We start from the raw sequence: 13,454 nt of genomic DNA, 5'->3' as shown, positions 1-13,454 counted from the left end.
CATTATTTGCCGTGGTGCTCGTCAGAAACGGTTAACTTTTTGCGACCATGAGCACGGCGAGAAGCCAATACGCGGCGGCCGTTCTTTGTTGCCATTCTCTCACGGAAGCCGTGCTTGTTTACACGACGACGGTTGTGTGGCTGAAATGTTCTTTTCATCTTATGCTTATCTTTTATTTGTTATTATTTCTGTCTCTGAAACGGCTGCCGTCTCCCTGGCCATGATGCCGGTGGAAGCATAGACGCCTTTTTGGGTTGCAAAAGTACGCATAATTTTTGAAATAACAAAGAACTCAGACATTTTTCGGTCAGAATTAGATGTTTTTTTATAAAAAAGTAGTAACTTTGCACCGCTTTTAGCAGACAACAACATTATAATAACAATATGATTAACTCACAGGAAATCAAAATCGGTACTTGCATCCGCATGGATGGCAAGATTTGGACTTGCATCGACTTCCAGCACAGAAAGCCGGGTAAGGGTAACACAGTAATGATAACCAAGCTGAAGAATGTTGCTGACGGCCGTGTGCTTGAGCGTACATTCCAGATTGGTTTCAAGCTCGAGGATGTTCGCGTGGAGCGCCGTCCTTACCAGTATCTTTATGAGGATGCCACAGGCCGTATCTTCATGAATCAGGAGACTTTCGAGCAGATTCCAATCCCTGCACACCAGATTACCGGTGTGGAGTATATGAAGGAAGGTGATGTGGTAGAGGTTGTAACCGATACAACTGACGGCACTATCCTGCTCGCCGAGATGCCTGTAAAGACTACTCTGAAGATTACTCACAGCGAGCCCGGCGTAAAGGGTAACACCGCTACCAACGCCACCAAGCCCGCTACTCTCGAGTCGGGTGCCACCGTACGCGTGCCTCTGTTTATCAACGAGGGCGAGACCATCCTGGTCGATACCCGTGATGGCAGCTATCTGGGTCGTGTAAGCGAGTAATCGCGCAGCACCCTATACTTTTGTGACAACCTATATCTCCGGGGCCACCATGGTGGGTGTTCTGAGATATAGGTTGTCTGCGTTTCAATACCATCAATCCTATCTGTACTACTGACATGAAATATAGTTTTATCATACCCGTCTACAACCGTCCCGATGAGGTCGACGAGCTGCTCGACAGCCTTACGCGCCAGGAGTGTCGTGACTTTGAGGTGGTGGTGGTCGAAGACGGGTCGGCAGTGCCTTGCCGCGACGTGTGCGACCGATATGCCGACCGATTAGACCTGCACTATTATAATAAGGAGAACTCGGGCCCTGGCCAGAGCCGCAACTATGGTGCGGAGCGGGCGCAGGGAGAGTATCTCATCGTGCTCGACTCCGACGTGGTGTTGCCTCCGGGCTATCTCTCGGCGGTAGATGCCGAACTGGCAGAGCGCGAGTGCGATGCTTTTGGTGGCCCCGACAGTGCCCATCCGTCGTTTACTCCGGTGCAGAAAGCCATCTCCTACTCGATGACGAGCTTCTTTACCACCGGCGGAATACGTGGCGGCAAGAAGAAACTGGACAAATTCTATCCCCGCTCGTTTAATATGGGCATCCGTCGTGATGTCTATGAGCGTCTGGGTGGTTTCTCGCGTATGCGCTTTGGCGAAGACATCGACTTCTCTATCCGTATATTCAAGGCAGGATGCCGCTGCCGCCTTTTCCCCGCAGCCTGGGTGTGGCACAAGCGCCGTACAGACTTCCGCAAGTTCTGGCGGCAGGTCTACAACAGCGGTATCGCGCGCATCAACCTCTACAAGAAATATCCCGAGAGCCTCAAGCTCGTCCATCTGCTGCCTATGGTCTTCACCGTGGGTGTGGCGCTGTTGGTGGTGATGGCTCTGGTGGGAGCAGGGGTATGGGCTGCTTGCCCGCAGACCACTGCCGGACCATGGCTCATGGCGTTGGCACTGGCTCCGCTGGTGCTCTATTCGCTCATCATCTGCATCGACGCCACCCGCTCGGCGCGCAGTCTGCGCGTGGGTGTGCTCAGCATCGCCTCGGCCTTCATCCAGCTCACGGGCTATGGCTGCGGCTTCCTCTCGGCGTGGTGGAAGCGCTGTGTGTGTGGCAAGAGTGAGTTCAGTGCTTACGAAAAAACCTTCTATAAATGACCTCCGGCAGTCTGAGTATCAACCAGTGGGCAGAGGAAGACCGTCCGCGTGAGAAGCTGGCCCGCCTGGGAGCGTCGGCGCTGAGCAATGCCGAGCTGCTGGCCATCCTCATCGGGTCGGGCACTCCCGAGAAGAGCGCTGTAGACCTGATGAAGGAGATACTGGCCGACTGTGGCAACAATCTCAACCAGCTGGGCAAACTCTCGCTTGCCGAGCTGCAGCGATACAAGGGCGTGGGACTGGCCAAGGCGGTGACCATTCAGGCCGCCTGTGAAATGGGCCGTCGCCGACAGGTGTCGCGACCCGAGGAACGCCCGCGCATGGACAGCGCCAACGCCATCTATCGCGAGATGCATCCCCGTATGCAGGACCTCGATGTCGAAGAGGCGTGGGTGGTGCTGGCCAACCAGTCGTTCAGGCTCATCAAGGTGCTGCGGCTGAGCCATGGTGGTATCAGCGAGACGGCGGTCGATGTGAGGGTGGCGCTCCGCGAGGCTCTGCTCTGCAATGCCACCGTGATGGCGCTCTGCCACAACCATCCCAGTGGCAACTGCCATCCCAGCCGCGATGACGACCGCATTACCGACCTCATGCGCAAAGCCTGTGAGACTATGCGTATCAGACTGGTAGATCATGTCATCGTCACCGATGGCGCCTACTACAGTTATCGCGAGGAAGGCAAACTGTGAGGAAACACTTGCCGCGGGGCGGACGAATATCAGTGGGGCTGGCTGAGCCATCGGCTTGGCCGTAGTCCATATAAAGAAGATGCACAACATGCTGCTGGCAGCGCGTTGTGCATCTTTTTCGTATGGGTCGGTTGTCGCCGTGGCGACCAGGGTGACAGCGTCAGTTAATCTGCTTGTAGAACTCCTGCTGGGCGGCAAGCAGAATGTCGAGCACTCTGGGGATAATGTCGTCAAAGACGGGCGTGCTGTCTATCAGCAGCTCGGCAGAGAGCCACACATTGTCGTTGACGATAGTGGCTTTGACCACCTTCATCGAGACGCTCACCGCGTTGGTGGCTTCGAGGACGCCGGCGCGGTTGTCTTCGGTCACGTCAAAGACGCCCGGCATGACCAGACGCAGGAAGGTCTCGTCGTTGTCGCTGCCCATGAATATGAAGTTGCGCATCTGGTACTTGAAGAAGATGTCGTTGTCTTCGTCCTGCTCGTATTTGAAACCTTGTGAGCTGAGGAACTCTTTCATTAAATCTACATTTGTCATAATTTTTGGGTTTTGGTTGTTAGGATGTATATGGTTTATTGTTCTCTTGCTTCTGTCAGGCGTTGAAACCTATGCGCGGGCGTTCCATGTTGCGGCGCTCCACTCCCTGCATCTTCTCTTCTATCTCCTTGTACATCTTGACTATCTCGGGGCGTATCGAGGGGCGCGTGTTGCGGATGGAGGTCTCGAGCAGCTCCTGGCTGATGAGTTGGTTGGTGAAGGCTGCCGTCATGGCTGCGTCGTTTACTATATAGGCGATGTCGCTGGCTATGTATCCGTCGGAGAGCTCTGCCAGATGCTTGGCGTCGATGGCTGCCTCGTCGTAGGGGCGGCCCTTGAGGTGGAGCATGAACATCTCCTTGCGCGCGTCGAGGTCGGGCAGCGGCACGTAGATTTGCTTGTCTATGCGGCCGGTACGCAGCACAGCCGGGTCTATCTTGTCGGGGCGGTTGGAGGTGGCGATGACAAAGATGCCCTTCTTGGAGCAGTTGTTGAGCTGGCTCAGAAACTCGTTGACTTCGCCCGACATGCTCGTGTTGTCAATGTTGGAGCGGTTGGGGACCAGCGCGTCAAACTCGTCGAAGCACAGCACAGACGGTGCTTTTTCCTGTGCCTGCTTGAAGAGACTGCCTATCTTCTCCTGCGAACCGTGGATGTAGATGCTCGCCAGGTCTGAGGTCTTGACCATGAGGAAGTTGAAGCCCGTCTCTTCGGCGAATTTTTCTGCGAAGAACGTCTTGCCGCATCCGGGAGGACCATAGAGCAGCATGCCATTGGGCGGCGTGAGCTTGTAGCGCTCTGCCAGTTCCTTGTTCTTGATGACAAAGATTACGCGTTGGTAGAGCATGTCCTTGAGTTCCTTCATGCCGGCGATGTCGGCAAATCCGTTGCCCTTCTGCTGCTCCACGCTGAACGTTACGGCGTTGGGGTTGTCTTCTGCCTGCTGGGTGGTGGGGCCGGAGGACTGTCCCGGTGCATTGGCACCGGTGGTCTCCTGACAGGGTTTGCCGTCGATGAGGCTGATGATTTCCTCGACCGACTTGAAGCGGTCTTCGTATTTCACCGCCAGACCCTTCTGCAGGATGCGGGTGGTCTTGTCGTCGAGGTCCACACCCTCGAGCGAGAGCTGTTCTGACTTGCGCTTCTCCTTGATGAGCGTGAAGCGGCGCGCTCTGGTCATGCCCTCGGTAAAGGTCATCTCCCACGGAGCCGCGCCGAAGAGCATGGTGTAGAGGACGGCCGTGGCAGAGAAGATGTCGCTCTGCTCGTCGTAGAGGCCCATGAAGGTCTCGTTGGCGCAGTACTCCACCTCCAGGTCTGCCACCTCAAAGGGTGTCTTTCCATTGCATCGCGGCGCTGTGTGCCCCATATCGATGATTTCGGGAATGCCTCCAGCCACCTTGGAAAGCATGATGTTGCGGGGAGTGATGTCGTTGTGGCACAGGCCTTGACGGTGCAGGTAGCCGAGGCCGTTGAGAATACCTCTATATATATTCAGGGCGGTGTCGGCATCCATCCTGCCTTCGCGGGCGAGCTTGTCCATCAGCACGTCGCCGGTGAAATAATTGGTGACGAAGTAGTGGCACTCTCCGCAGTCCAGGTGGACCTTGCCCGAATCGATGAAGGAGACGATGTTTTCATTGACAAGTTTCTTGCAGCGCTCGATGGTGTAGACCTCGTGCGTGGCAGTGTCCATGAGGCGCTCTGGAGTCTTCTTGAGGATATACAACTTGAGAAAATAGATGTTGTCGTTGTCGTCTATCACACGGTAGGTCTCGGTATATTCGTTCTCCTTGATGAGGCTTTGGGCAAGGTACTTGTCAAGTCTTGCGTTCTCTTTCAGTACACTCATAGTTCAGTCGTTAGGTTTGGTGTATAGTATTTCAGATGACAGCCATAGCCGATGGCCGATGGCTATGGTTACAAAATTAAGACAATTTCCGTTAATGCCAAACTTATCTTCCGCTTTTTTTGACTATAGACAGGGAAAATGGCATCTTTTCCGCCCGTCTTGCGGCTGGACACAAAAACGCCGCAGGCGTTCCTCATCACTGAGAATGTGCCTGCGGCTATAATCTTGAAAACGAAATCGGGTTTATTTGAGCACGCCAAGTTCCTTGCCCACCTTGATGAAGGCGGCGATACACTTGTCGAGCTGCTCGCGGGTGTGGGCGGCAGAGAGCTGCACACGGATGCGGGCCTCGCCCTTGGGCACTACAGGATAGTAGAAGCCCGTGACGTAGATACCTTCCTCGAGCAGACGGTTGGCATAGCGCTGAGAGAGCGGCGCGTCGTAGAGCATCACGGCGCAGATGGCGCTCTGGGTGGGCTTGATGTCAAAGCCGGCAGCCTGCATCTTGTCGCGGAAGTAGTTGACATTCTCTACCAGATGGTCATGGATGGAGTTGTCTTCCTTGAGCATCTTGAACACCTCGAGACTGGCGCCGATAATGGCGGGAGCCAGCGAGTTGGAGAAGAGGTAAGGACGGCTGCTCTGGCGCAGCATGTCGATGATTTCCTTGCGGCCGGTGGTGAAACCGCCGAGGGCGCCACCAAACGACTTGCCCAGTGTGCCGGTATAGATGTCTACGCGGCCATAGGTATTGCACAGTTCGCTCACGCCGTGACCGGTAGCACCTACCACGCCAGCCGAGTGAGACTCGTCGACCATGACGAGGGCGTCGTATTTTTCAGCGAGGTCGCAGATCTTGTCCATCGGAGCCACGTTGCCGTCCATCGAGAATACACCGTCGGTACAGATGATGCGGAAGCGCTGGGCCTGAGCCTCCTGCAGACACTTCTCAAGCTCAGCCATGTCGGCGTTGGCATAGCGGTAACGCTTGGCCTTGCACAGGCGCACACCGTCGATGATAGAGGCGTGGTTGAGGGCGTCGGAGATGATGGCGTCTTCCTCGGTGAGGAAAGAGCCGAAGAGACCGCCGTTGGCGTCGAAGCAGGCGGCATAGAGTATGGTGTCCTCGGTATGGAAGTAGTCGCTGATGGCAGCCTCAAGCTCCTTGTGGATGTCCTGAGTACCACAGATGAAGCGAACCGAAGACATACCGAAACCGCGACGGTCCATCATCTGCTTGGCACCCTCGATGAGGCGGGGATGGTTGGACAGACCGAGATAGTTGTTGGCACAAAAGTTAAGCACTTCTTCGCCCTTGACCTGGATGGCAGCACCCTGGGGGCTCTCGATGATGCGTTCTTCTTTGTAAAGGCCTGCGCTCTTGAGATTTTCCAAAGTAGCGCAGAGCTGTTCTTTGATTTTACCGTACATGTTTGTTCACGTTTTAGTTCTTGTTAGACTACAAAATAACGCATTATTTTCGACAAATAAAAGCGTTTGCCTGTTTTTTTTGTTAATCTGCGGGTAAAAAGGTTTTTTTATAGCTTTTTTCTCCTTAGTCTCAAAAAAAATTAGTTAATTTGCACCCATAATTTTAAGTACTTGACACATGAAAAATATCTTGGTCATCGGCTCTACAGGCCAGATTGGTTCTGAGCTGACGCGTGAATTGAGAAAAATCTATGGCAACGACCATGTAGTAGCTGGCTATATCAAGGGCGCAGAGCCCAAGGGAGAGTTGCTCGAGAGTGGTCCGTCGGCCGAGGCTGATGTCACCAACGGCGAGATGATAGCCAGCGTGGTAAAGCAGTATAATATCGACACCATCTACAATCTGGCTGCGCTCCTGTCGGTAGTGGCCGAGTCCAAGCCTCGTCTGGCATGGAAGATAGGTATCGATGGACTCTGGAACATACTCGAAGTGGCTCGCGAACATGGCTGCGCCGTATTCACACCCAGCTCGATAGGTTCTTTCGGACCATCTACACCCAAGATGATGACTCCCCAGGACACCATCCAGCGTCCCCGCACCATGTATGGCGTCACCAAGGTTACCACCGAGTTGCTCAGCGACTATTATTTCAATAAGTATGGCGTCGATACCCGTGCCGTGCGCTTCCCCGGAGTCATCTCCTACGTCACTCCTCCTGGTGGCGGCACCACCGACTATGCTGTCGACATCTATTACTCGGCAGTTCGCGGCGAGCGCTTCGTATGTCCTATCAAGGAGGGCACACTGATGGATATGATTTACATGCCCGACGCGCTCAAGGGAGCCATCGACGTGATGGAGGCCGACCCCTCGCGCCTCGTTCACCGCAATGCGTTCAACATCGCATCGCTCAGCTTCGGTCCCGAGACCGTATACCAGGCCATCAAGAAGTACAAGCCTGACTTTGAGATGGTCTACGATGTAGACCCACTCAAGCAGAGCATAGCCGAGAGCTGGCCCGACCGTCTCGACGATACCTGTGCGCGCGAGGAGTGGGACTGGTGTCCACGCTACGACCTCGACGCCATGACCCGCGATATGCTTGAGAAGCTCGCCATCAAGCTCGGAGTATAACGACTATACATTATATAATATATAAGATGCACAACGCGCTGCCAGCAGCATGTTGTGCATCTTTTTTTGTTTGGGGTATGGGTTTCGGTCTAATATCGGTGCTCCAGGAGTCCGCCGTAGGTATTGACGCGCACCACGATGTCGGCTTCCTGTGCCCTCTCGTCGAGCGGGATGCTCACAAACGCCACCTGGGTGTAGTATTCGGGCACCCCGTTCTGGTTGTGCAGCAGCGTGAAGGTAAACTGCTCGCGGCTGCCCGTGCGTAGGGTGTCACACTTCACGCCCACGGTCTGGCGCCCCATCTCTCCGTTGTCCTTGGCACCCGCCTTGAGCGCCAGTCTCATGTTGATATAGCGCCCGGTAGTGCTGCGCCATGCGCTTTCGAGTCCGAGCGGGTCGGTGCGCAGCGTGTCGGGGCGTGTGGTCTCTACAGGCCGCAACACCGGCACCGCACCGATAGAGCGTGGCTTGACGGTGGTGGCTGCGTCGTGATAGTCGTAGTAGAACAGGGCACGATACAGCGTGTCGGCCTTTGCCGCCCATTTTGCCGTAATCGTGGGCTGCAGCTGCAGCGCCTTGCCCTCGTCGGTCACCACGCGGCTTATCACGCCCTTGTCTGTCGTATATGCGTCGACCATTTCGGCCTGCATATACGAGTAGTGTCCGTCGCCCGAGTCGTAGCTGCTGCTCTCGCAAGCCGCCATCACCACTGCCATCATGCCCAGTAGCCAGTATCTCATATCACAGCCCCATTTGGTTGATAGCTGGGTTGGCATACATCTTGAGCATCTGTTCGCGCAGATAGGCATCGTCCTTGCCCTCCATCTCTATCTTGTCCAGTTGGTCCTTGAGGTAAGCCTCAAACTGTGCCTTGTCTTCAGCCGTGTAGTGGTCGGCGTGGGCAGAGTCGCCGTGCAGCAGGTCGAGCGCCACGTAGTTGTTGGGATAGAGGCGGTAGCCTGCAAATATCTGCCGGTCTATGTGGTCGGCGATGAGGCGGAATAGATCGGTCTTGGGCGTGTCTGCCGGGATGGTGTCGAGGTAGCTGTCTATGCAGTCGGCACACTGGTAGTGTATGTATCCCTTGTAGCCCATGATGCCGGTCTGCATGCTTGTCACGTCGTCCATCGGGCCTTTCTGCCAACTGGGGTTGTCGCGGCGCGCCTGCAGTTCGGCAGCCTTGAGATAGTCGCAAGGGTCGTACTCATAGCTTATGGCGAGGGGCACGAGGTGCAGCTGCTTCAGTCGGTCTATGATAGAGCCTTCGCCGCCCATCACCATCATCTTGAGTATGGCTTCCTGAGTGCGGTCGTTGCTGTCCTTGGCGCGGCCTTCGCGCTGGGCTATCCATACGTTGTCGTTCTTCTCGGCGATGACGAAGTGCATGTACTCGCTCAGCCGCTTGCTCGCCATCAGCATCTCGCGCATGGAGAGGGCACGCTCTACGATAAACGACTTGTTGACGCGCACCAGGTCCTTGACCCAGGGCAGCTTGAGCAGATTGTCGCCGATGGCGATTTCACATGTCGTGTTGAAGCCTGCGTCTATCAGCAGCTTGTCGAGCAGTGCCGAATCGAGCACTATGTCGCGGTGGTTGCTGATGAAGGTGTAGCGGCTGTCGGTGTCGAGCGATGCGATGTCGATGTCGCATCCCTTGCTGAGCCGCGCCAGAAGCTGTACGAGAAAACCGTAGCAGAAGGTCTTCTGGAAATCGAGGTTGTCCTTGCAGGCGTGCATCTTTTCAGCCAGCGCCTCTTTGGGCACGTCAGGGTAGAGATAGGCCAGCACGCTGCTGAACTGCTCGTTCTGGAGCAGGCGGTCAAAGACGTCCGGTAACTCGTCGGGTTCAAACGGACGGATGGGGTCAAATTGTTCAGGAATTTTCATAAGCGGAAGTTCTGTAGGTTAGAACTGGTTCTCCACAATCTCGCTCAGTACCTGGGTGATGTCGAGGCCGGCGGCGCGCACCTGCTGTGGGATGAAGCTGGTGGCGGTCATGCCGGGTGTGGTGTTGATTTCGAGCATGTTGATGCAGTCGTTGCCCTCGGCATCCTTGGTGATGATATAGTCGATGCGGATGATGCCGTTGCAGTGCAGGATGTCATAGATGCGGCTGGTCTCCTCGGCCACGGCTTTGGCGGTGGCGTCGGCTATGCGGGCAGGCGTAATCTCCTGCACCTGACCGTTGTACTTGGCGGCGTAGTCGAAGAACTCGTTGCTCGTCACCACCTCGGTAGCGGGGAATACCACCGATTTCTCCTTGGTCTTGTAGCAGCCTATGCTTATCTCTGTGCCCTGCATATAGCGCTCTATCATCACCTCGTTGCTCTCCATGAATGCCACGCGCAGTGCGGCAGCCAGCTGGTCGGGCTCTTTCACCTTCGACACGCCGAAGCTCGAACCGTCGGCAGCGGGCTTGACAAAGCAGGGCATACCCAGACGGCGTGCCACCTCGTTCTCGTCGATCTCCTCGCCACGGCGCACCAGGATGCTGTCGGCCACGTTGACGCCGAAGCCTCTCAGATAGTTGTTGAGCACATACTTGTCGAAGGTCATTGCCTCGACCAGCACGCCGCTGGTGGAGTAGGGCACATGGAGCAGGTCAAAGTAGCCCTGCATCAGTCCGTTCTCGCCGGGGGTGCCGTGGATGGTGATGTAGGCGTAGTCAAATTCGACGACCTTGCCGTCGCATACGAAGGTGAAGTCGTTCTTGTCTATCTGTGCAGTGGTGTCATTGGCGAGCTGCACGTGCCAGTCCTGTCCTTTGACATCCACGATATATACATTGTAACGTTCTTTGTCGAAAAACGAATAGATGCCCTGTGCCGAGCGCATTGAGACATCGTGCTCTGATGAGTCGCCGCCGCAAACGATGGCGATGTTTCTTTTCAGTTCTTTCATCTTTATCCTTGTTTAGTTTTCTGCAAAAGTATTTTTGGTTGTTCCTGCGATAAACGTACGCCACTTCTCGATGAGCTGGCGCATGTCTTCAGGCCATTCAGACGTGAAGTCCATCTGCTTGCCCGTGGTGGGATGCACAAAGCCCAGTGTGCGGGCGTGGAGTGCCTGCCGCGGACAGAGTGAGAAGCAGTTCTGCACAAAGGCGCGGTAGGAGGCGCTGCGCTCGCCGCGCAGGATTTCCATGCCACCGTAGCGCTCGTCGGCAAAGAGGGGATGGCCTATCGACCGCATGTGGGCGCGTATCTGGTGGGTGCGACCGGTCTCGAGAATGCACTCGATGAGGGTGACGTAGCCAAACCGCTCGATGACGCGGTAGTGGGTCACGGCGGGCTTGCCAATGCCCGAGTCTGGCGCAAATACAGCCATGCGCAGACGGTCTTTAGGGTCGCGCCCGATGTTGCCTTCGATGCGTCCTTCGTCGTCCTTGACGTTTCCCCACACCAGGGCATTGTAGCTGCGATGTGTAGTCTTGTTGAAGAACTGCAGTCCCAGCTTGGTCTTGGCGTCGGGAGTCTTGGCTACCACCAGCAGACCGCTCGTATCCTTGTCTATGCGATGCACCAGACCCACCTCGGGGTCGTTGGGGTCGTAGCCCTCGACATCGCGCAGATGCCAGGCGAGGGCGTTGACCAGCGTACCCGTGAAGTTGCCCACGCCGGGGTGAACCACGAGACCGGCGGGTTTGTTGACCACCATCAGCTGGCTGTCTTCATAGACCACATCGAGTGGTATGTCCTCGGCCTCGATAGAGGTGTCGTGGCGCGGACGGTCGAGCATGAGCGTGACCACATCGCCCGGGCGCACGCGATAGTTGCGCTTCACGGGGCGGTCGTTGACATGCACAAAACCGGCATCGGCGGCACGCTGTATGCGGTTGCGGCTCGAGTGCTGCAGCTTTTCGAGCATATACTTGTCTATGCGCAGCGGCTCCTGGCCGCTGTCCACGACAAATCTGAAGTGCTCGTAGAGCTGGGGTTCGCCTTCGAGTTCGTCTATATCTTGCAGGTTGATGTCTTCGTCTGTCATTATGCTTTATATATATAATAAGGTGTAGCCCCCGAGCCTATTCGGCTGCCGTCGGCGGAGCTTTGACCTCTTCAAATTCGTCCACCTCGCCCGCCGACTCGTTCTCGTCAAACGGGTCGATAAAGTTGATGGAGTCGGCTTCGTCTACCATGCCGCTGCCAGCTTGTACCACTATCGGGTCGTCGACAGCCACGCGGTCGCCCGCCGACACATGGCGTCCGTGTACGGTGATGCCATAGACCCAGTCCTTCTCGCCGGGCACGCGTTGGGGTGTGCCGAGCCTGAAGCCCATGGCAGAGAGTCGCGCCATAGCTTCGCGCAGCGAACTGTTGTCTATCACGTCGGGAATGGTGAGGGTTGGGGTATGCAGCGAGTTGATGGTGACATAGATTACGTGTCCCGACTTTACCTTGTCGCCCGCTGCAGGCGACTGGCTCAGGATGCAGTCGGGAGGGAGAGTCTTGACATAGCCGGTATCGTTGACCACCATCACCAGATTGAGGTCGGCCATGATACGGTCGGCGTCGGCAAAACGCTTATCCTTCAGGTTGGGCACGGTTATGGCTTCGCCATGATGGGTATAGGCGTCGAGGGCGAACTTCACCCCTATCACCAATGCCAGCACCACCAGTGCCATAGCGCAAAGGTTGCCCCACAGATAACGGCTTTTCAATTTGCCAATAATATCGGATGAATTCATCTGTCGTAATTTTCTGCACAAAGTTAGTGCAAACCGAAGATATTACAAAATAAATCTCCTTTATTTTTACTATTGAGGTGCCGCCTAACTTCACGGCTTCGCCGTAAAGTGTGCAAACCGAAGATATTACAAAATAAATCTCCTTTATTTTTAATATTGGTGAGTTCGAGAAGGCCGCCATGGCGTTTAGCATCATCCGAAGACGCCGATAGTAATGCCAAAAGCCACTTCGCTGGCTCGTATCGTATGGCGCGGATGCGCGTTTCGGAAGGCACGGACACGCGTTTCGGAAGGCACGTACACACGTTTCGGACGATACGAGCCGGCGGAGTTGGTCAGGAAATTTGTAGAGGTGGTCTCCAGCGTCGCAGAGATGGTCATAATTTTTGTGGAGGTCATCAGAAATTTTGTGGAGATGGTCATAATTTTCGTAGAGGTCATCAGAAAAATTGTGGCGATGGTCATGGGGTGCACAGAGTTGGTTGGTAGGGTTGTGGGGGCACCCGTGGGGTGTGATGGGTTGGTTGTTCGGGGTGTGTGGTTGTCCGTGGGGTGTGACGGGTTGGTCGGTTGGGGCGTGTAGGTGTCCGTGGGGTGTGATGGGTTGGTTGGTCGGGGCGTGTGGGTGTCCGTGGGGTGTGATGGGTTGGTCTGTCGGGTTGTGGGGGTGCTCGTGGGGTGCGGTGAGAGGATGGTGCGCACCCTTGGCAACTCTGTAGGAGTTGCGATTTCATAGCCCAGGGTTGAGGTGCGCAGCGCCTCTACTCTGGGTACAATGATAAAAGATAAAGCTACTCTGAAGGAGTTGCGATTAGCCGTAGGCGTTACCCGCAGCGAGGTTTTCCCGGTTTATATTTTATGATAATTTTGCCATGAGGGAACGTTCTCGGGTTAGGAACATTGGATAATTTTCCCCTGGGGGTAACGCCTACGGCTAAACGCAACACTTACAGCGTTGCATGGATGGTGGGGTGGATACCCAGGGTAGCGTGCTTCGCCCGCAACCCTGGGCTG

At 55.5% G+C, this 13,454-nt stretch carries 15 protein-coding genes; 4 read left to right on the top strand and 11 right to left on the bottom strand.

All coding sequences use genetic code 11. From position 1 onward, the window contains the following. Positions 1-2 precede the first annotated feature (2 nt). On the bottom strand, positions 3-158 hold the full coding sequence (gene rpmH / locus CIK92_RS01120) for a 50S ribosomal protein L34 (RefSeq protein ID WP_004351099.1): 156 nt from the start codon (positions 156-158) through the stop codon (positions 3-5). 7 nt (positions 159-165) lie between these two features. Then, entirely contained in the window at positions 166-372 is a 207-nt protein-coding gene (locus tag CIK92_RS01115) for a hypothetical protein (protein WP_094387871.1), read from the bottom strand. A 12-nt stretch (positions 373-384) separates the two neighbouring features. On the opposite strand from CIK92_RS01115, the gene efp reads away from it, so the two are divergent. The 3 genes from efp (at position 385) to radC (ending at position 2,797) form a co-directional block, all read left to right on the top strand. Beyond that, complete coding sequence (gene efp, locus CIK92_RS01110; RefSeq protein WP_022310351.1) at positions 385-951, top strand: elongation factor P; 567 nt, start codon at positions 385-387, stop codon at positions 949-951. A 116-nt stretch (positions 952-1,067) separates the two neighbouring features. Continuing rightward, a complete protein-coding gene (locus CIK92_RS01105; protein ID WP_094387870.1) occupies positions 1,068-2,108 on the top strand; it encodes a glycosyltransferase family 2 protein in 1,041 nt (346 codons plus the stop codon). Next, positions 2,105-2,797 carry a DNA repair protein RadC gene (radC, locus tag CIK92_RS01100; RefSeq protein WP_022310349.1) on the top strand — a complete coding sequence of 231 codons (693 nt, stop codon included), beginning with the start codon at positions 2,105-2,107 and terminating at the stop codon, positions 2,795-2,797. The genes CIK92_RS01105 and radC overlap by 4 nt, the downstream gene beginning before the upstream one ends. 160 nt (positions 2,798-2,957) lie before the next feature. On the opposite strand, the gene CIK92_RS01095 is transcribed toward radC, so the two are convergent. From CIK92_RS01095 to kbl, 3 genes are all read right to left on the bottom strand, one after another. Then, entirely contained in the window at positions 2,958-3,335 is a 378-nt protein-coding gene (locus CIK92_RS01095; RefSeq protein ID WP_022310348.1) for a YbjN domain-containing protein, read from the bottom strand. Between the two features lie 55 nt (positions 3,336-3,390). After that, positions 3,391-5,187 (bottom strand): AAA family ATPase, encoded by a 1,797-nt coding sequence (locus CIK92_RS01090; protein WP_094387869.1) that lies wholly within the window; start codon positions 5,185-5,187, stop codon positions 3,391-3,393. Positions 5,188-5,430: 243 nt separating this feature from the next. Beyond that, entirely contained in the window at positions 5,431-6,618 is a 1,188-nt protein-coding gene (gene kbl, locus CIK92_RS01085; protein WP_094387236.1) for a glycine C-acetyltransferase, read from the bottom strand. 178 nt (positions 6,619-6,796) lie between these two features. On the opposite strand from kbl, the gene CIK92_RS01080 reads away from it, so the two are divergent. Further along, positions 6,797-7,753 (top strand): NAD-dependent epimerase/dehydratase family protein, encoded by a 957-nt coding sequence (locus tag CIK92_RS01080; protein ID WP_022310345.1) that lies wholly within the window; start codon positions 6,797-6,799, stop codon positions 7,751-7,753. 89 nt (positions 7,754-7,842) lie between these two features. Here CIK92_RS01080 and CIK92_RS01075 read toward each other — a convergent pair whose 3' ends face one another. From CIK92_RS01075 to CIK92_RS13240, 6 genes are all read right to left on the bottom strand, one after another. Then, positions 7,843-8,493 carry a NigD-like C-terminal domain-containing protein gene (locus tag CIK92_RS01075; RefSeq protein WP_158214699.1) on the bottom strand — a complete coding sequence of 217 codons (651 nt, stop codon included), beginning with the start codon at positions 8,491-8,493 and terminating at the stop codon, positions 7,843-7,845. A gap of 1 nt (position 8,494) precedes the next feature. Next, on the bottom strand, positions 8,495-9,640 hold the full coding sequence (locus CIK92_RS01070; protein WP_094387867.1) for a 1-acyl-sn-glycerol-3-phosphate acyltransferase: 1,146 nt from the start codon (positions 9,638-9,640) through the stop codon (positions 8,495-8,497). 18 nt (positions 9,641-9,658) lie between these two features. Continuing rightward, entirely contained in the window at positions 9,659-10,654 is a 996-nt protein-coding gene (locus tag CIK92_RS01065; RefSeq protein WP_022310342.1) for a D-alanine--D-alanine ligase, read from the bottom strand. Positions 10,655-10,666: 12 nt separating this feature from the next. Next, entirely contained in the window at positions 10,667-11,740 is a 1,074-nt protein-coding gene (locus tag CIK92_RS01060; protein WP_022310341.1) for an RluA family pseudouridine synthase, read from the bottom strand. A gap of 37 nt (positions 11,741-11,777) precedes the next feature. Beyond that, positions 11,778-12,440: a PASTA domain-containing protein gene (locus CIK92_RS01055; protein WP_094387866.1), complete on the bottom strand. Its 663-nt coding sequence runs from the start codon at positions 12,438-12,440 to the stop codon at positions 11,778-11,780. Positions 12,441-12,632: 192 nt separating this feature from the next. Continuing rightward, a complete protein-coding gene (locus CIK92_RS13240) occupies positions 12,633-12,863 on the bottom strand; it encodes a hypothetical protein (RefSeq protein WP_144289287.1) in 231 nt (76 codons plus the stop codon). Positions 12,864-13,454: the final 591 nt, after the last annotated feature.

Source organism: Prevotella sp. P4-67, assembly GCF_002251325.1.
GTDB lineage: Bacteria > Bacteroidota > Bacteroidia > Bacteroidales > Bacteroidaceae > Prevotella.
Note: the sequence above shows the minus strand (reverse complement) of the source record. Positions and strands in the feature narration are given on the sequence as shown.